At 65.8% G+C, this 18,793-nt stretch carries 12 protein-coding genes and 2 pseudogenes; 8 read left to right on the forward strand and 6 right to left on the reverse strand.

Features of this window, described 5'->3' with window-relative positions; translation table 11 throughout:
* Positions 1-193: 193 nt before the first annotated feature.
* Both E1182_RS06585 and E1182_RS32920 read right to left on the reverse strand, forming a co-directional pair.
* A pseudogene (locus tag E1182_RS06585) lies at positions 194-1,367 on the reverse strand (IS701 family transposase).
* A 175-nt stretch (positions 1,368-1,542) separates the two neighbouring features.
* Positions 1,543-2,580 carry a cellulose-binding domain-containing protein gene (locus E1182_RS32920; RefSeq protein ID WP_132261977.1) on the reverse strand — a complete coding sequence of 346 codons (1,038 nt, stop codon included), beginning with the start codon at positions 2,578-2,580 and terminating at the stop codon, positions 1,543-1,545.
* Between the two features lie 486 nt (positions 2,581-3,066).
* Between E1182_RS32920 and E1182_RS06595 the strand changes: the two genes are divergently transcribed.
* From E1182_RS06595 to E1182_RS30905, 5 genes and pseudogenes are all read left to right on the forward strand, one after another.
* On the forward strand, positions 3,067-3,960 hold the full coding sequence (locus E1182_RS06595; RefSeq protein ID WP_165942531.1) for a PaaX family transcriptional regulator C-terminal domain-containing protein: 894 nt from the start codon (positions 3,067-3,069) through the stop codon (positions 3,958-3,960).
* A 90-nt stretch (positions 3,961-4,050) separates the two neighbouring features.
* A pseudogene (locus E1182_RS06600) lies at positions 4,051-4,200 on the forward strand (IS256 family transposase); the annotation flags it as partial.
* Between the two features lie 242 nt (positions 4,201-4,442).
* Positions 4,443-4,589 carry a hypothetical protein gene (locus E1182_RS31590; RefSeq protein ID WP_207921292.1) on the forward strand — a complete coding sequence of 49 codons (147 nt, stop codon included), beginning with the start codon at positions 4,443-4,445 and terminating at the stop codon, positions 4,587-4,589.
* 102 nt (positions 4,590-4,691) lie between these two features.
* Complete coding sequence (locus E1182_RS31595; protein WP_207921293.1) at positions 4,692-4,847, forward strand: hypothetical protein; 156 nt, start codon at positions 4,692-4,694, stop codon at positions 4,845-4,847.
* Positions 4,844-5,257 carry a hypothetical protein gene (locus E1182_RS30905; RefSeq protein ID WP_165942532.1) on the forward strand — a complete coding sequence of 138 codons (414 nt, stop codon included), beginning with the start codon at positions 4,844-4,846 and terminating at the stop codon, positions 5,255-5,257. The genes E1182_RS31595 and E1182_RS30905 overlap by 4 nt, the downstream gene beginning before the upstream one ends.
* A 350-nt stretch (positions 5,258-5,607) precedes the next feature.
* Here the strand turns inward: E1182_RS30905 and E1182_RS06620 are convergent, their stop codons facing one another.
* The 4 genes from E1182_RS06620 to E1182_RS06635 all read right to left on the reverse strand — a co-directional run bounded on the left by E1182_RS06620 (position 5,608) and on the right by E1182_RS06635 (position 11,879).
* Positions 5,608-5,955 (reverse strand): AbrB/MazE/SpoVT family DNA-binding domain-containing protein, encoded by a 348-nt coding sequence (locus E1182_RS06620; RefSeq protein WP_371687520.1) that lies wholly within the window; start codon positions 5,953-5,955, stop codon positions 5,608-5,610.
* A gap of 698 nt (positions 5,956-6,653) precedes the next feature.
* A complete protein-coding gene (locus tag E1182_RS06625; RefSeq protein WP_132261981.1) occupies positions 6,654-7,472 on the reverse strand; it encodes a hypothetical protein in 819 nt (272 codons plus the stop codon).
* A gap of 9 nt (positions 7,473-7,481) precedes the next feature.
* The gene (locus E1182_RS06630) at positions 7,482-8,345 is read right to left on the reverse strand and encodes an AAA domain-containing protein (RefSeq protein WP_256370819.1); all 864 of its coding nucleotides are present in this window, start codon (positions 8,343-8,345) and stop codon (positions 7,482-7,484) included.
* 9 nt (positions 8,346-8,354) lie between these two features.
* On the reverse strand, positions 8,355-11,879 hold the full coding sequence (locus E1182_RS06635) for an AAA domain-containing protein (protein ID WP_132261985.1): 3,525 nt from the start codon (positions 11,877-11,879) through the stop codon (positions 8,355-8,357).
* Between the two features lie 331 nt (positions 11,880-12,210).
* Between E1182_RS06635 and E1182_RS06640 the strand changes: the two genes are divergently transcribed.
* From E1182_RS06640 to E1182_RS06650, 3 genes are all read left to right on the forward strand, one after another.
* On the forward strand, positions 12,211-12,597 hold the full coding sequence (locus E1182_RS06640; RefSeq protein ID WP_132261987.1) for a hypothetical protein: 387 nt from the start codon (positions 12,211-12,213) through the stop codon (positions 12,595-12,597).
* A gap of 416 nt (positions 12,598-13,013) precedes the next feature.
* Positions 13,014-13,922: an ImmA/IrrE family metallo-endopeptidase gene (locus tag E1182_RS06645; RefSeq protein WP_165942533.1), complete on the forward strand. Its 909-nt coding sequence runs from the start codon at positions 13,014-13,016 to the stop codon at positions 13,920-13,922.
* A gap of 707 nt (positions 13,923-14,629) precedes the next feature.
* A complete protein-coding gene (locus E1182_RS06650; RefSeq protein WP_132261991.1) occupies positions 14,630-18,550 on the forward strand; it encodes a hypothetical protein in 3,921 nt (1,306 codons plus the stop codon).
* Positions 18,551-18,793 lie beyond the last annotated feature (243 nt).

The following is an 18,793-nucleotide window of genomic DNA, read 5'->3' on the forward strand; positions in this document are numbered from 1 at the left end:
ACACGGAGCGGCTATCGATCGATGCGGACGAGGCGCCAGCGGTTGTCGGCGCTGCCGTTGTCGGATTAATACTCCAGCCGCATCTGGTGGAGTTGGCGTCTTCGCTGGTAGTGGGCGGTTTTGGCGCGGTGTTGGTGTCGGCGTCGCCATCGTGACCATCGATGGATGTAGTCGAAGGTTCGCGTCGTGGTGATCAGGTGTGCCAGGAGACGGCGGACCTCGCCGAGGGTGAGGGGAATGAGGCCGTCATCGGATTCGGTGCCCCCTTTTTGGCGTGGGCGGCGGTGACGGCGAGGTAGGCGTGGGCGCACAGAACGAGTGTTATGTGCCGGTACCAGGCGTGTACCGGCACACCTGGTAGTGGTCGAGGCCGACTTCGGTTTTGGCGGTTTGGAAGCACTCCTCGATCGCCCACCGGGATCCGGCGATGCGGATGAGGTCCTCGTCGGGTGTGCCGGCGGGGCCGAAGCACAGGTAGTAGGCCAGGTCGGTGGGGTCGGTGATGCTGCGGCGGATCAGCAGCCAGTGACCGTAGCTGTTGGTGGTGCCGGGCAGGGAGGCCACGGCCCAGTCGTAGAGTCGTGGTCCTTTGGCGCCGTCGCCGCAGCTGCGGCGCTTCCACGCCAGGGCCGGCGCGTTCGCGGCCAGGACGTCCGGGCGGGAGTTGCCGACCGTGGTCGGGATCCGCTGGTTGCGGGGCACGGCGACGACGTAGCCGACGCGCTGCTGCTGCAACCACGTCCGGAACTTGGAGTCCTGCCCGTAGGCCTCGTCCGCGGTGATCCACCGCGCGGGCAGGCCGGCGGCGATGGCGCGTTGAATCATCCGTAGGCCCAGCGCGGGCTTCGTGGCGAACTCGACGCTCATCGCGACGCCGGCTTCGGCGCGGCGGGCGGGGTCGTCGCACCAGCCGCCGGGCAGATACAACTCCCGGTCGATTAACGTCCGACCGGCCGGGCTGGCGTAGGCGAGGAACACCCCGAGCTGGCAGTTCTCCGTCCGCCCGGCCGTGCCGGAGTACTGACGCTGCACCCCGGCCGACTTGACCCCCTTCTTCAGGAAGCCGGTCTCGTCGACGATCAACACCCCGTCGTCGTGACCGAGGTGCTCGCTCACGTAGGCGAACAGGTCGTCGCGAACAGCGTCCGGGTCCCACGCGGACCTGTTGAGCAGCCGTTGCATCCGATCCGGGGTGCTGTCGCCGGCGGCCTCGGCCAGGGTCCAGCCGTTCTTGGTCGCCAGGGGCGACAACAACCCGACCAGATAGGTCAACGCCTGCCGGCGCGGCTCCGCCCGCCCGAAACGATGCGCGAACCGCGCCAATGATCATCCAACCCTGCCCGCCAGCCCACGATCTCATCGATCAACACAAGCACGGGAGCCTGCCCGCCCCCTGACCGACCACAACAGACAGACAGTGCGACCATGCAACCCATCCGCCGAATAACATCGACATCTGCAGCTACATGGCCGACGCAACACGAATGCCGATCATGCCGATGAGCTGCCAAAACTTCAGACCAGGCAAGTGCTGCTGGAGTACTAACCCCAGTAACCGACGGCCTGCCGGCCCAGTGCCTGTTGGCCGGCAGTGTTGGCGTGGCAGCCGTCGGCGACCTCGCTGTTGCGCAGCGTGAACACCCCGGGATAGCGGACGTTCTGGCTCGAGTCGGCGGCGGCCTGCTTGGCAAGACGGTCGGTCAACTCGGGGCCGCCCGAGCCGGACAGCTGGCACACGTTGCCCTGCGGGTAGAGCGGCTGGCCGGAGATGTAGATGGTGGCGCCGGGGGCGGCATGCTGGCGGGCGTTGGCGATGAGTCGCTTGACCTCCTCGTAGGTAGCGCCGCTCTGGGCGAAGATGCAGATCTGCACCCACACCGCCGTCGGCCGACCGAACCGGGCTGCCTGCTGGTCGAAGCGCTGCCAGGCGCTGGAGTTGGGGTTGGTCCAGGACTGCACCACCAGGCCGCCGGTCCCGTACGGGCCCCACATGCGCCGGCCGCCGACAGCGACGTACCCCTGCGCGACGTTCTCCGCCATCGAGCAGCCGATGAACCCCATCGAGTTCGCCCCGCCGGTGGGCGGCGGGCTCGTCGGCGGTGCGGACGTCGGTGGCGGGCTCGTCGGCGGCGTACTGGTGGGCGGCGCGGAGGTGGGAGTGACGCCGCCGGTGCACACCGTGCCGTTGAGCGAGAAGCTGGACGGTGTCGGGTTGTTGCTGTTGTTCCACGAGCCGTTGAAGCCGAAGCTCGTGCTGGCGTTGGTGGCCAGGTTTCCGTTCCAGCCGGCGTTCCGGGCGGTCACCTGCGTCCCACTCTGGCTGACCGTGGCGTTCCACGCCTGCGTCACCTGCTGCCCAGCGCTGAACGACCAGGTCAGCGTCCAGCCGCTGAGCGGATCACCAAGGTTGGTCACGGTGACGTTGCCGGTGAACCCGCCGGGCCACTGTGAGCCGACCGAGTAGCTGACCCGGCAACCGGCGGCCGCGGCCGCCCCGGTCACCGAGACCGCACCGACCGCGGCGATCACCGCTAGCGGCACCGCGACGGCGACAAGAGAACGGAATCGAGATAAGCGCATTTTTCCCCTCCTCAACTGCGTACTTCCGGACGTGAGATGAGATGTGAGCGCTGGCACGACAACGCTGGGCGTGAGTGGCGACTCACCCAGCAGGTCGATGTGCTCCTGTTGCCTCCGACGTCACCCGTTGAGCATCGAAAGCCCGACCCGGCCGCGTCGAGCACCGTCCCAACCTGTCTCGCGCAACCCAGGATTCCATCGAAGACTGTCACTGAACAGTACGACGCCATACCGGCGGCAGTCAACGAGACTGTCGAATGACATGCCTTCCGTGCGCGCACCAGTCGGCGCTTCCCCTGGGATCTTCGAACAGTGGCTGGCGAGCAGGTTGCTCGTTGCCGCGGCGTACCGCCGCCCTGCCGTCGAACGTCATGCCCTAGCTGCGGCAACAGCCGACGCCGCTGTCCGCATGGCGAACGGCGGTTTAGAATGCGTTGATGACTCAAGCCCGCACCGATGAATCGACGCACCCGCACGAACGTGGGCATGCCTGAGCTACCCGAGATCACGACCCCGGCCGCTGCGGAGCGGTTCGGAAACGCCTCTGAAGAGAGGTTCGCCTTCTCCCGCCGGTACGCGGCCGGCACTGGCGGGGTCCGCGGTCTGTTGATCACGGTGCTGGGCGACCACGTGCGGCCAGCCCGACAGCCCGCACCCACGTCGGCATTCATCGATGCATTGGGCCGTCTCGGCGTTGAAGAGAACGCCTGCCGGCAGGCGCTGCTGCGCGCGTCCGCGGACGGCTGGCTCGTCGCCCGGCGGGCCGGCCGGTATACCTGGTGGCAGCTCAGCCCGGCGTTCGAGCAGTTCCTCGACCTCGGCGCTTCGCGCATCTTCGGGTTCACCGCCACCCAACCACGCTGGGACCGCCGCTGGCTGGTGACGCTGGCCCGCGTACCAGAGTCCAACCGCGCCGGCCGCCACCTGCTGTACACACGGATGCGCTGGGCCGGATTCGGCCGGCCAGCACCCGGCGTGTGGATCTCCACCCACACCGACCGCATCCCGGAGGCCGAACACGTCCTGCGGGAAGCCGGTGCCCAGGCCCAGATCTTCCTCTCCGAGTACATCGCCGGCGACGACCTGCCCACTCTCGTCCGTCAGGCGTGGGACCTCGACGAGCTGGAACAGCGCTACGAGCAGTTCATCGACGAGTTCACCCGCGCACCCTCCGACGACCCGATCGTGCGGGTCACCCGGCTCGTGCATGCCTGGCGCCTGCTCGCCCTCGTCGACCCCGCCCTCCCCGAAGAACTCCTCCCCAAGAACTGGAGCGGTACCCGCGCCGCCAAGCTATTCCATCGCCAGCACGCCAAATGGGAGCCGGCCGCCACCCGCGAGTGGGGACGAATGAGCCGACGGGCAGGCCACAAACCCTGAAAGTGGAGTGCCAAGGTCTCGATCAGCACTTCCGACGCGGCCAACCTCGAGGCGATGGACACAACGACGCGTCGGCCCTGGGCCCTGTCTCAGGCCGCGTTGAAGTGTCTGTACCTGGTGACCCGATCCCTGAACCCCACCGGAGCAGGCAGAACCCGATGGACGATGCGCGGGAAACCCGCGTTGAAGGCCTTCGCCATCACCTTCAGCAACCGCTTCACCGCCGCTGAAACCTACTAACCAAGATCGCCGGAAACACCAACTTGTTGGATTGGTGGCGGAGATCAGGGTCTGCAGCCATGATCCCCGAGGTTGTGGTCGGGGTCGCTCGGGAAACACCTGCCGCCCACGGGCTGGCCCTCGAACGGCCTGCGCCCCGGCCACAACCGCCGGCGAGAGTGGCTCGAGAGAGGTCTGTTAAGCCCAAAGTTGGTCTGCCCTCCTCGCCGGATCCTCCCTTTCCGGTCCTGCAAGGAGAACCCGTGCCCGCCGCAACATCACCAACGCCCCGGGTCGTCATCGCGATCGATCCTCACAAGGCGTCCTGGACCGCCGTCGCGGTCGACAACCGCCTTCAGCCACTGGCCGCGATCCGCGTCGAGGTCAACCGCGACGGCTACCGGCAATGACGTCGCTTCGCCGGCCGCTGGTCACATGCCGTCGGGGCGGTCGAAGGCGCCACCGGCCTCGGCGCCACGTTGACCTCTCGTCTGGCAGCCGACGGTGTCGACGTGGTTGATGTGCCCGCGAAGCTCGCCCGCCGCGTTCGGATGCTCTCCACCGGGCACGGCCGCGCCGACGACGTTTGGCACGTCGATGTCAGCGACCACCGCAACGCCATCGCCGCCTACCGTGACGCTCTCGGCTACGTGAAGCTCAGTCCGTGACCGCCGACGACACGCCCGGCGGACGGCTACGCCACCTGGCCGACTACCTGAACCTCGACTGGCACTGGCTGCAAAGCCGCTGCGCCGACCTCGGCCAGTACGGCTTGGCCGGCCTCGCCGAGCCCTGCAGCCGGCTGCTCTCACTCGGAACCAGACACTGGTCCGGGTCCAGATCAACAGGACGAAGCGCCAAAGCTCCGCCACGGCGACACGCCGTCTCGGTATGCAACCGCGAGAGCAGGCTATCGAGCGCCGGATCGTCGCCTGTACTGGCCGCCACAGCGTTGATCTCCGCCAGCCGAACGTCCGCCACCGCCCGCCGCGTGCTCGGCAAACGACGCGGCTTCGCCACCTTCAACGCAGGATTGTCCGACGCCGCGATGAAACCATCAGCGACCGCCCTCCTGTAGAGACAACGCAGCGCGGCAACCAGGTGCTCCGCTGCGCTTCGACCTCCGCGGGCATTCCGACGAGCCACCACATGCGTCTTGACATACTCCGCCAAACGCTCAATCTCCGACGGTGTGGGCTCGTTCAGCCTCCGCTGTCCCCAGTGCTCCACCACGCGTTTCCAGTAGGAGCCGTAGGCTCGCCGCGTACCCCGCACTGACCGCCGCTGCCACGACCGGAACGTATTCGACGAATGTCGGCGCCAACGGGCGCTTCGCCGACGCTTCGATGAGGTCGGCCGCCGAGATGCCCATTCTTGCGAGCAGCAGTCGAGCGGCATCCAACTCAGCCGAGCCTGCCGTGCTCTGACTCATCCCTGGCCCCCACCAAGAGCCGCAGTGTGCGCCTGGACGATCATCCGGTCCAGGGCAGCCGGTGGGTGCACAACAAGAACCCCGGCGGTGGGATCCGCCGCCAGCAGCACCCGCTCACCTGCCTTCAGACCGCACCACCTCCGGACAGCCGCGGGCAGGTGCAGATGGCACTGACCAGTGAGGGTGAAGACACCCTGCGAGCTCACCCGCACGACGATGAGCCCGGCGTCCTCATGAATATGAAGACGGGTACCCGACGTCCAGCCGAGCGCGCGGACGATCACCCGGTCGGCGATTCGACCGCTGATGTCGACGGCTGCCAAGCCATACACCATGACACCCACGCGTGGCATCGGAAGATCTGGCAGCGGCAACGGCGCACGACGTAGCGAGCCGTCTGGTCGCCGGCCGCCCCCACGGATTCGCCCCGGCCGCGCAGGAGGCACCAACGCGGCGACAGTCGCGTCAGGCATGGCGATCAACCCCACCGCAAACAGTCCCGATGGAGACCGCCACAAGGGCAGCGAACCCGTAATCAAGCGAGCTTGACCACGGGTTCGTCAGATACAGCAGGGATGCTTCAAATCTGTGTCCGAGGGGGGATTCGAACTCTTGGGCGCATCATTTGTGCACCATTCTGAGTGCTCATGCTCATAGGTTACGGTACGGCCAGGATTGGTTCAATCCCAAACTCCACATCACCGTGCGTGAGCATGGATGGCAGCTCAGACTAATTAGGCAAAATGCCTTGCGCAGCGGCTCGCTCCGCCATCGACCGGCCAAGATGAATGTGCAGCTATCCCCTATGGCCGCTCAATCAGGCGTCCGCGAGCCGCCGCTAAACATTTCTGCCTTTGGTGCTCTTCAGCCGGCCGACGTGCCTACAGCCGTAGCCCTCGGATTCTTCGCGCTGGGTGCACGAGGTTCACCGCCCATGTTCGAGGTCTGCGCTGGTCAACCGGCCGACAAGCGGTGGGGCCTGCTGGCGTACGGATCTCTTGAGGCATGTCGAGTACTCGAGCGGCCAACCTTAGCCTCGGTGTCATGTTGCGGTGGCCGCCAAGTCGTTCAGGGCCGCGTTGATCACGGGCCAGCACATGCTGAGGGTATCTCGGTCTGGAGCGTGGCCGATCTTCACCTGGGCGTTGGGATGCACGAGGTTGCGGTATTCGCGGAGTTTTCCAGCGAAGCCGCGGACGTCGGCTTGTATCCACTTTTCTCGGTGGGCGGTCTCGATCAGCTCGTGCAGGGTCCACTTGTCGAGAGGTTTTTGTGTGTTGGGCGTGCGGGCCTTGACGGCGTCGAGGAGAACGCCTTCCAGAAGGCTGCCAAGCATGATGATCGCGCTGGCGTAGGCACCGTTGCGGTCGCAGATACGTGCCTCGTTGAGCCGACTTTCAAGGACGATCGCGAGGTCGGCGTCGCGGACGATGTCTGCCATGGCCACGTGGAGCATGACGTCTGGCGACTGTTGCTCTTGGTCCTCTGGCTGCTTGTAGGGCCGAATGACAGGTCGTCCCTGGCTGTGTGCGATCTCGAAGCCTTCGATGGCGAGGATGTTGTTGAGTAGCTCGGTGACCTCGGCGGCGGCCAAGGGCTCGTTGCGATGAACGTACTCACGTCGGTCAGCAAGGCGGCAGACGAGCGCGTCGATGGCCCCGGGTGTGTCTCGACGTTGACGGAGCTGGTTGGTGAGCCAGCTTCGGCGCTGTTCGCCGTTGTAGGGCGCGACGTTCTCCCAGCCGGCTTGTTGGAGAAGCTTGGGCAGCTCGGCCCCACGTCGATACACGGGGTAGTCGTCGCCACCACAAGCGATTCGGGCGATCTCATCGAGGGTGTTGTCGTCGATACTCTCGAGCACGCGGGTCTCCTAGAGGTCGTCTTCGTCATCGGACAGCGTTGTGGGTCTCCAACGTGGCTGCTGGCGTGGTGCTGCGGGCAGTGAACGGGGTTCGATGCCTCGTTGCTGTAGTTGCTGCCAGAGTGGTTCGAGGGCGGCAGCGGGGTCGTGCAGGTATTCGCTGTCCCGGATGCGAATGAACTGCCAACCGGCTCGGCGTAGTTCTCGCTCGCGGTGTAGTTCCTGCTGGACCTGCTCGGGTTGTCGGTACCGCGAGGGTGTGTCGCACTCGACGGCCAGCCGGCCGTTGTCGCCGACGACGACAAGATCGATGGCTCGGTGGTCGACGGGGTAGTGCGGGACTACGGCGTAGCCGCGGCGCCGCAGCTCCAGGAAGACGCGTTGCTGCAGCAGGCAGGCGAAGGGTTCGGTGCGGGTGTCGGGGGTGACGTCATCGAGCTCGGGATCGACCGTGAAGGTCGCCGGAGGGTGGAGCATGTAGGTCAGCAGGGAGTGGCGAAGGTCGGTGGGGTTCAGGCTGTTAGGGGGTACCGAGGTGAACAGCCAGAGTTGGTCACGGGCGCGACTGGCGGCGACGTTGTACCGACGCTGCTCGGTGCGGCCGGTGAGAGCCGTTCTGGCCTTCGTCACGACCATGGACAGCAGAACGATGTCGCGTTCGTCGCCTTGGAAGTCGGGTGGTTGGCCAACTCGAATTTGTCGGTGGCGTATGTCGGCCATGTCGATGCGCTCGTAGAGCAGCTTCTCAAGGATCTGAGTCTGTTTGCCGCTCTGCAGCGCGATGATACCGATGGTCTTGTTGCGGCATATCGGGTCGTCGATGATCTTTTGAACGTGATCGATGATGGCGCTGGCTTCGACCTGATTGCGCAGGGTTGCCCGTTATCCCTCTTCCATGGCGTCGTTGACCTGCACGACTCTGAGAGGGTCGAGGCGGTCGGCCCCGAACTGACGGAGTGGGATAAGTCTGCCGTCGTAGAACTGCGCAGAGGACCATCCGATGATTTCGGGCATGCATCGGAAGTGTTCGGAGAGTCGAACGACATCGGAAAAGCGGGTGGCTAGGAGTTCGTAGAGATTCGAGGTGGGGAGGAAACCGTTGCGCAGGTTCAAGGCCATGTCGGCTAGGTGCCGGTCTAGGCTCTCTTGCACGGCCTCGGAGTCGTTGTTTCGGTAGTTGGCACCGGGTGCGCACTGCTTCTCGTCGCCGACGACGATGACTCGTGGTGCCAGCCACAGAAGGAAGAGGTTGTCGACGCTGGCTTGGCTGGCTTCATCGACGATGACGACGTCAAAGGCGTTGGGTCGTGGCGTGATGGTGTCGATCACGGCTGATAGGGGCATGACCCAGGCGGGGACGGCCTGCTGGGCGTTCTTCATCGCTTCGAACGCTGCGGTGAGGTACCGGTCCTTGTTCTTGCCCTGCCCTCGGCCGTAGGCGCCCATGTTGGTCTTGTAGGACTGGAGAGCTTGACGCTGTTCTTCCGTTATATGTTCCAGGCAGTGTTGCAGAGCCTGTTTACCAGCTAGCTCTGCAGTCACGCGGTTAAGTTCTAGTTCAACATCGCCGATGCGCTGCTCGTGGATCTGCTCGGTATCTGTTGGCCGGATCATCTGGTGGTAGGCCGCTGCTGCGCCCCAGGCCCACGACGCTTCGAGGTCGTTGAGGCGGTGTCCCCAGGTTGGATCGTCGAGGTTCTCGCTTATCTGGGTGGCGAGCGCCGGGTGGGCGGCGGAGAGTCTCTGAAGCAGTTGTTCGCAACGCTGTTGTGAGTCCTTGTCGCTCCTGGCCAGATCAAGCTGTCGGCGGGCGGCAGCGTAACGGTCGATGTCGCCGCAGCCGAGAGCGACGCTGAACTCGGCGGCTTCGGGGGCGACGTCTGGGTTACGGCGCCATGTCTGCATTGTGTTGGTGAGCTCAGTCATGGCCTCGGACGCTTGCCGTGCCCCGGTGACAGTCGTTCGGTTATGGCCAATGCGGACGAGGAGGTCCCAATCTTGCGGGCTGCGGACTGCGAAGCGGATTCCGTGGCTGCGTAGCAGGCGCTCCACTGTGTCCCGCGCTGCGGCGAGCGTGCGCAGGGCCGAGGCGTTGTGTGAAATGTCGTGGAGGTGTGCCACTCGACGGCGGAGCGGCCCGTGGAACGTCGGAACGCCGACCTGGGCCCATGCTTCCAGAGCCGTGGTGACGGCTGTTTCGGCCTGAAGGAAGGTGGACAGCGCGGTCAGCTCTGAGGTGGTGGCGGGCGGGGCGCCGTCAACCGTGCAACTTTGCAGCAGGTCGGTGGCGTCGAGCTGGGCGCGTGGGGGCAGGTAGCGGCGTAGGCGTCGGCCATTGACCAGGTGCCGTCGCAGACGCTTGGCCTGGCCCGAGAGGCGGCTGAGGTGGGCTGCGGTCAGGGGTGTGGTGCCCAGATCGATGTCGCAGTCGTTGAGCGCCGTAAGGGCACGTACGTGGGGCTCCACCTCTCGCAGTTCGGCGAATAGGGCCTCCCAGTAGGCCGGGCTTTGCCGGGTTAGGAGCGCTTCGGCGGCTCTGCGTCGCCAGTCTGCGGGGTCCCAGTCAGTGATCGCGTCGGGTAGGCCGCAGGATGCCAGGGCATCGGTGGCAACCGCGACGTGGCGCTGAATTTCAGCAAGGGTGGCGTCGTCGAGGGTGGTGAGTGACCAGGCGGTGGCGGTGTGGTCGGCGCCGAGGATCCGCTCAGCGTGAGCGATGGTGGCGATCGTGGCGGCGACGTCCGCGGCGTGTGGAACCTGGTCGGGGTCGGGAATGAACTGCTGGGCTCGTGCGGCGCGTTCTGGTGTGGCGGAGGTGAGAAGCTGCCACAACTGTTGGGCCTGGTCGTTCGACAGGGGCGCATCCCCGCAGGCGCCGGTGGGTAGGGGTTCGATCCAGCCGTGCTGATCGCGGCCGGCGTTGATTTGTTCGACGATTTGCGCGAGCGTGCCGCCATAGCCAGCGGCGATCGGCGGGTGAATCGTGTACTCCTGTTCGCGGATCACGCCCAAACCCCGGATCGTCTGCTCGAGCTGAGCGCTCAGGCTGGCGCGCTGTTGCCGAAGTTGGGTGATGTCGCTACGTAGCTCGTCGACGGTGATCGTGGAGGACAGCTCCGACAGCGCGGTGATGCTGCGGTCGAGTTCGTCTGTTCCTGTCCGTTGCATGCCCGTCATGAGTACACACAGTTGCCGCACCGACTCGGGTAACTTCTCGCGGAGCACGCGCAGCGCTTGGTCCTTCTGGCTCGTGATGAGCAGCCTCTGGCCGTCGGCGAGCAGCGCGCAGATGAGGTTGGCGATCGTGTGTGTCTTGCCCGTGCCTGGTGGGCCCTGCACGACGACGGTCGTGTCGTCGCTGAGCTTGGCCAGCACCCTGCGCTGCTCTCGGTTACTGGCGAGAGGAAACAGCGGGTCGTCGCTGTTGACCGGGCGATCCCGTCCCGCGCCCTTGAGCCAATTGCAGCGTTCCGTTGCCTCGATCGGGGTCACGAGTTGCGCCAGCCCGAGGGGGGTAGGAGATTCCGCGTCCTCAAGGCTGTCAGCGATGGTGCGGTAGACCCGCTCCAGTCCCTTGCGGTCACGGCGGCGGAGGAACAGGGCTGGGGCGAGGGTCAGCCGTGTCGTGTCGGCCTCGTCGAGGAGCGGAGGTTCCCACCGGTCGTCAGCAAGGTGGAGAGCACGGTCCCAGCAACGGCGCCGCCAGAGTTGCAGTAGGCGCACCACCTCCGGCGAAAAGGGGTGCAGCTGCGCTCCCGTATCGAACCAAGGAGATTCGAAGGGTTTGGCGCGGTATCCGTCTTGAGACGTGAGAAAGTCTTGGTCCTCGATCTTCATCCGCTGGTCGAGGGACAAGGCGACCTGCAGGCTGTCGGTCGTCGGGTCCTCAACGATGGCGGCGTTCCAGACCAGCAGGTGCCGCCGAACGGCCCAGCGGCCAGCGGCGCTGGAGGTAAGAAGACCGACACCGAGCACAAGCTCCTCGGCATCGCCGCGTTGCTGTGCCAGGCGCTGAAGTCGCTCCAGGTAGGTGTAGGTCGCGCGCTGCTCCCCCACGCGGCGCTCCTGCTCGGCCCACTTCGTCCACACGGCGAGCCAGTCCTCGTACTCCCGCCGAAGGGAATCGGAGATTGCCGGACCTGTTGCTGCACGCCCACTGTCGTTCGTCACGAGCTGGAGTGGCGGGCCTTCGGCATCGCCGTACTCCGTACCGTCTAGCAGGTCACGAAGCGCTGTTGGGGGTACAGGTGGTTCCGGTGGCGGAGGATAGGCGACCTGCATGATGACCGGTCCGCGGGAACGCGCGTTGTCTTGCGGCAGCCTACGAAACCAGTAGGTGTTGGCCTCGTCGATCGCGTCGCGATTCGGCCGCTCGCTGCTCTTGACCTGCGCGAGCAGGTGCGCCACGAGACCTTGGGTCAGACGTCTGACGGTAGGACTTGTCGGGGACACGGGGTCCGGCACTATGCCTCCTCGGGCTCGCCCAGCCCAACAGGATGCACGCAATCAACTACTGAAGGCAACCATCTGCCGGAAGTGAGACATCTGGCGACTCAACCCAGTAACAGGGCGCAAGTCTTCCCCGGCGGTGCCGCACTTTGCCCCGACAGGGCCACCGCCCGGAACCCGCCACCGGCCTGCCGCACCGCTCTGCGGGGCACAACTAACACGAGGTCTCGCCCAACCGCGCAGGAAGGCGGGGTTCGCATCATAGGCGCTTCCAAGCCATACTGAGGACATGCGTGCCACACGGCGGCGTCGACCACTGAGAAGATCTCTTACGAGTCCTCCCGCGAACGTCGAGCTTGCCCAGCTCGCCGGGAACGTCCGATATGTGGGCAGCAGCGAGCACAAGAGTTACCCCTCGTTCGCCGGACAGCCACGGCTACGCGCAGATGCGAGCAAGTGCGATCCGCGCCTAGCAGACCCAGAGGAGCTGACCGCGTGGCTGCAGGCCGCCATAGCGGCAGGCAATGTCGGCGAGCCTTGGGAAGGTAACTACCCCCGCTATGTCTGGCATCGCCAGTCCGAGGTTGTCTACGAGGGTAGGCTGGTAAACCAGGAGCTCGGCCAGTACAAAGGCTACCCCCTCGAGCCGGATCAGTACCCAGAGGGGCTGAAATGAGTGAGTATCAAGATATAGAAATAAGGTGGGAGTGGCTGGCGGCGCCGAGTGTCAAGGCCGCCGAGCTAAGAGCAACGTGGGCTCGTCTTGAGATTCATGTCGGCGGCGAAACGCTGACTTTGGTCGAAGACAAGGAGTCTGGCAGCTCCCGCAGGTCAATCTACTGCTCCTTGTACCCTCTGGCTGAGTGGATCGCCTTCAACTGGTGGTTCCTAAGAGCCCACTCCAGGCCGGCGTCCACCCTGTCGAAGAGCCGCTCTTATGTAGGGTCGGCCTCAGATCACTATCTTCAGCGACAGCGACACAACGTCCGGAGCGCAGGCGACGGATTCCTCTGGCCCAATCTATTCATCCTTCCCGAAGGGGGTACGACACGCCTCGTTTGGCGTGCCGACCCCCCGGACGCCGCTAGCCAAGTGATTCGATTCCTTACCAGCGGCGAAGTCGTTATTGAAAGCTCTCTGTTACAGCAACGCCTTACCGACTTCGTTGAGGTGGTGGTCTCGCGGCTTACCGAGACGGGAATCCGGGACACACAACTGCAAGTTGAATGGGCGGCCATTCAGAGCACGGAACCGCAAGAAGCAGCCTTCTGCCTAACTTCCGCGCGCCTAGGCCTTGACCCCTATTCGGAAGCGGAGAAGTATGAGGCAGATATTCTCCGAGCAGCAGATCAACTGGATGATCAGTTGCTTGACGACTTCATGGATGTGGTGCAGCCAGACAAAATTTCGGTAGCCCTAGAGTGGGTAGCTGCCGCGCAAGAGGAAATTCGGCGGCTTACCGCCCCAGCCGCCGATCAAGTAGAGGCGCTCAGATCCGAGTTGTCCCCGAGCCCCGAATGGTCCCACCTTCGCCCTTGGGAGAGAGGGTGGGCGCAAGCGCGTCGGGTGCGAGGAACTCTTGGGATCGATGCGGCGGATCCGTTTGAGCTACAAGGTATTCTCCGGGCCTCCGCTATTGCAGTGCCCCCGAGAGGGCTGCAGGCACTTGGTGGCAAGGACCCCGACACGCCTGCGTTGGTCATCGTAGGCAATCATCAGCCCGAGGCAGCAAGGCGATTCACCATCGCGAGAGCGCTGTGGCATCTACTTTGGCAAAATGAATCCCGGTTCTTGGTTACAACGGCCTACACGGACCTGCAGAAGGTGGAGCGGGCGTTCGCGGCCGAACTGCTCGCGCCTGCCGAGGGAATCGCCGGACAACTTTCCGTTGAATCCATTCACCTAGGGGCCGAGGAGCGTGAGATAGAGGAACTTGCGAGGAAGTATCAGGTTTCGCCGATGATTGTGCAACATCAGCTTGACAACCAAATCTTGCGGTGACCGCTTGCCATCGGCAACAGCTTCCACACGTCTCCGAACTCAAGTTCCCGATGATCGGTGTTCGTTAGGTGCTCGCGTCGGGCACTGGCTCGCCACCTCACCGAGCCTGAGTTGAGCCTCCTCCGACAATATCTGCATCCGACCATGGTGGTCCGTCGCTGCGCCAACCGCTCGGCGTCAACAGATGCTCATCGACCTGCACGCCCACCTCCGCAGCGAACCGCACGCTCACCTGCTCCCGATAGTGATCCAACAGCACCCCCGCCGCTAACATCCGCCCCTACGGCATGTTCATGGCTGGTACGCGCACCGGCCGGTTCTTCCTTTAGCACGACAACGGCAAGGGAGATCTGCCTCGGGTGCTGCGCGAGCTGGCGCCTACGAACTTGTGCCAGAACGCCACCGCGAGGCCATGGACTTGAATGTCAACAATCAAGCGGCTCGCCGGCCTTGAGCCGGAGGACCCGCCGGCGGCCGTCAGCCTGATCTTCCGGCGTTCGACGACCTCGCGGCAAAGTGGGACGCCCGGTATCCGGCGGTGATCCGCGGCGGGTGTCGTTCGTGCCGGCCAGCCTGGCCAGAGCGTCCGCCCGGTGCTGCGTCTTCAGTTCGTCTCTGGGGGTCAGCGCCTCCCCCAGCGCCCGAATCTCCTTCCGCCTGACGGAGATTGCCAGCCAGGTCAGCTCTGGTTCAACTGACATGGGGTGGTGTCCGAGGTTGAACGCCCTAGCCGGCGGATCAAGTCAGCTGGCGGCGACGCCGAGGCCATCCTTGGTTCGGGCGCCAATCGCCGTCTTTCTAGGATGGATGCGCAACGCGGAGCGGAGGGGCTGTTGACCATCGGTGCAGTCGAACGCCACGTCCAAGGCGCGGACGAGGAGCACACGCCGCTGGACGGCGACGGCTTTCTCGACATCGGCGCTGCCGCCAGCATCACGCCGGCCGGGGACCTCGCCGGACGTCCGGGAAGCTTCGTCCTGCTCGCGCCAGGCGGCGTCGGAAAGTCGGTCTTACTCGATGGTCTGCGGCGGCAAGAGGACGGCCTCGAGGTCGACCTCGTCGGGCTCCGGGGCGCCGATATCGGCCGAGCGATCGGTGCGGCGATCGCGTGCGGGAAACCGATTTACCTCGATTCCTTGGACGAGGCCCTGCTTACCGAGCCGGCCCTTGTCCGGCTGGTCAACCGGGCGATGTCCAGACCCGGGACCGATGGGGTCAAGTGGCGGCTCGCGTGCCGCCCTTCGGCCTGGACGAGTGCTTTTGTCGACGGCGTTAAGAGTGTCGAGAGACTGCGCCTGCTGCCGATGACGCGTGATGCGGCCCGTCGCCTGCTCGCCTGCCTTGATGTCGACGAGGGCTTTCTGGATGCCCTAGCGGCGGCGGGCCGGAGCCGGTTGAGCGCCTCGCTGTTGCATTTCATTGCGGCGGCCCGGCAGTGGCAGGAGACGGGTCGTCTTCCGGGCCGGCGCGTGGATGCCCTGGAGTCGGAGGTTCAGCGGCTGCTGACCGAGCGGGAGGATCTTCGGCAGCCGTTGCGGACGGGCGCGGACGTGCGGCGCCGGACCGCCGGCCGGCTGGCTGTCTTCGCTGCGTTCGGTGGGGTCGGCCGGTTCGCGTTCCGCACCGGCGCGGGTCAGGCCGCCGTCGCGGTCGCCGAGTTACCGACTAGGCCGGAGCCGGACCGCCCCGACGTCACGGTTGGGGGCGAGGTCTACGCGGAGGTGCTGGGCAGCGCGTTGTTCGACACCGCGCCGCAGGACACCGTCGCCTTCCGGCACCAAGAGTACGTTGACTACCTCGCCGCCAGGTACGTGGTGGACCGCGCGCCCACGCGGTCCCAGGTCACGGCCCTGCTATGCCTGACCGATGGGGTACTGCCGCGCTCGATGGTCGCGGTCGCGGCGTGGATGCTGGCGCTGCGCCCGGAGATCGCCGACGTCGTCGCACCCGCTAACGCAGCGGCCTTGGTCGAGTCCGAAGTTGACCTGCCGCCGGCCGCACGGGCGGCGGTCGTGGACGCGCTGCTCGCGGACGCGCGGGAGCACGAGGCGCCGCCGCGGTGGTCCCTGGACCTGTCGGTCGTCGTCCACCCCGACCTGGCACGGCAGCTCACCGACCGGCTGGCAGCCGGGGTCGACCAGCCCTTCGAGGCGTGGTGGATCTGTCGGCTCGCCCTGGCCGGACGAATCTCGGCGGTCGCCCCTGCGGCGCTGGCGATCGCGCTCGACGACCGGCTTCCGTCGTGGGTCCGCAGGCCTGCGATCGATGTGGTGACCGACCTAGGCTCAGCGCCCGAGCGGGCGGCTCTGCTCGACGGCCTGAAACTCAACCCGGACGCAGACCCAGACGACGAGCTGCGGGCCGGACTACTTGACGGGCTCTACCCGCAGCACCTGACCACCACCCGGCTGCTGCCTTTCCTCACCCGGCCGCGGCGTGCCAATTTCATCGGCGCATATCGAAAATTCCTCTGGGAGTTCCCGGCCAGGATTCCGAACGCCGATCTGCCCGAGATTCTCGCCTGGGCGCGTGCAAGCCTCGAGCCTTATGGATCCGCCGAGGCCCGTCGATGGACGAGCGATGTGCCGGTTCGGATCGCACAACGAGCCGTAGCCGCATCCGATGACCCCGCAGTGCTGAGACCCTTGGCCGAGCTCGTCATCGACCTGACCGGACACATGCGCGTCGACGCGCACTGGGCACTAGACACCGCCCAGCGTCGACATCTCACCCTCGCCGTCGCGGCGCGACTCGACGAACACCGATGGACCGTCCTGCTCCAACTCGGTCTCGTCACCGCCGACGACACCGACTGGCTGACGGACGCAGTCAACGAGGAACGAGCCACCGGCCACGACGTCCTGGCTCGATGCCTTCAGCGGCTAATTGCCCCGCCTGCCCCAACAGAAGACGAGCAAGAACACGACGAGCAGGAAGCCGAGGACCGGCCCGACGCTACCGCACTCCGAGCGGCCATCTCGGCTGCCCGTCAAGACCTCGCCGCGTGGGCCGCCATCCCGATGGCTCTGGTGCTGGGCGACAAGTTGGAGCCGTTGTTCTTCTGCGACCTCGGCGCTCGCCAGGGCTGGTCGCTGCTGACGAACGACGAGCAGCGAGAGGTCCTTGACCGGGGCCTCGAATACCTCGTTGAGCATCCACCCAACCCGGACCTGTGGTTGGGCAAAGCCGAGATCGGACTCGATGCCATCCGCGACTGGTCCGGGGTCTACCTGCTGACGACGCTAGCCCGCCATGCGCCGGAGCGCCTCGGCGACCTCCCGCAGACGACGTGGGCGAGGTGGGCGCCCGCCATAGCGAACGCCTGGGCCTTCGCCGACATCGACCTGCTCGGGGACCTTGTCGACCTCGCGCCCGCCGAGGCGAAGGCCGAAATCCGTATCGCGGTGCGAACTTCGCTCGACAGCCGCACCGAATGGCGGCGCACACCCCTCTACAAGTACTTCGCCCAGGACCTGGTGCCCGACCTGACCGCCATCCTGCCGCAGCGCCGCTATCCCGACGACCAGAACGCCGACGTTCTCGCCTTCCTGATCGAACATGACCCGCACTTGGCCGCTGTCGCGGCCCGGTCGGTGGCGAACGGAGATGACTCCCAGCTGTCCCGCGCCGCGAACCGGCACCTCGCCCACATCGACACTCGCGGCACGATCGACCGTCTGTTGAGCGAGTCGACGCCGCCCGGCGGATTCCTGGAACTCGTTGAGACTCTGCCATTGGACACGGTCGACGACGACCGGCTGGCCGGCCTGGCCCGCCTCCTGCTCGGTCGGCTGCCGTTCACCAACACGCGGGAAGATGAGGGTTCGTTCGACAGCCCGGCGCAGCGGGAAGCCCGCATGTGCAACTACGCAGTCGAGATGCTGGCCATGCGCGGCCTCGCTGCGGAACTCAAGGTGCTAGCCGACGGGCAGCCGCGGCAAGCGCAGGCGCTCATCCAGCACCACCTGCGTCAGGCCCGCCAGATCGCGGCCGACAATGCCCAGGCCCACCTCGACCCGACCGGCCTGCTCGACCTGCTCGGCCGCTCGGACCTACGGCTCATCCGCAACTCCGGCGACCTAATCCTCGCCCTGCTGAACCACCTCGACGACCTGCAGCATGAAATCTCGCGCAACAACGGCTTCCGCGACCTGTGGTCACCGAACGGCAAAAACCTCGGCAGCGAGGACGACATCACCGACTGGTTGCGACGCCGCCTGACCGACCAACTCGGCCGAAACCGCGTCCTCCTCACCCGGGAGCCCCAAGTCGAACGCATCGCGGTCAAGGGCTCCGGCACACGGATCGACCTGACCGCAGGAGCCCCGACCAACACAACACCCGTTGAAGTCGCCGAAGCGATCATCGAGGCGAAGCTGGTCACCAACGACGAGGTGCCCACCGCACTACAAGATCAGCTCGTGCGGCGATACCTCGCAGCGACCAGCCAACGGCACGGCATCTACCTCGTGTACTGGCTTCCTCCCGAACAACGGACCTCCGGATCGCGAAAGTATGCCGACAAGCAGAAGCTCCTCGACGACATGCGGCGCTGGGCCGCGGAGGTGGCGCCGCAGTTCGACGTGAGCGTCTACGTGCTCGACGTCAGTTGGCCGAAGCGCCAGTGATGGCGAGGCTCGACGGACTTGGAAGCTCTGACGGCCGCTGCTGGAGCACGTCAACGCACGACTGGGTGGCCTGACGGGGGTAGTGAGCGTCGCGGACGCGTTGCATGCGCAGGTCGCTCCCGCCCGCGCTGTGGCCGCTGCCGGCAGGGACGCGTACGTGTCGCGGTCAAGGCCAACCAGCCGAGCTTTGTACGCCCAGGACTCAGGCGCAAATCATGCACTGGTTCCCCGGACGCCGTCGAT

The sequence above is a fragment of the Micromonospora sp. KC721 genome (assembly GCF_004348355.1).
In the GTDB taxonomy this organism is placed as follows: domain Bacteria; phylum Actinomycetota; class Actinomycetes; order Mycobacteriales; family Micromonosporaceae; genus Micromonospora.

What these genes read in the sequence shown, in the direction of transcription:
- E1182_RS32920 (WP_132261977.1), bottom strand. Translation starts at nt 2,580, where the DNA reads ATGCGCTTATCTCGATTCCGTTCTCTTGTCGCCGTCGCGGTGCCGCTA.
- E1182_RS06595 (WP_165942531.1), top strand. Translation starts at nt 3,067, where the DNA reads ATGCCTGAGCTACCCGAGATCACGACCCCGGCCGCTGCGGAGCGGTTC.
- E1182_RS06640 (WP_132261987.1), top strand. Translation starts at nt 12,211, where the DNA reads ATGCGTGCCACACGGCGGCGTCGACCACTGAGAAGATCTCTTACGAGT.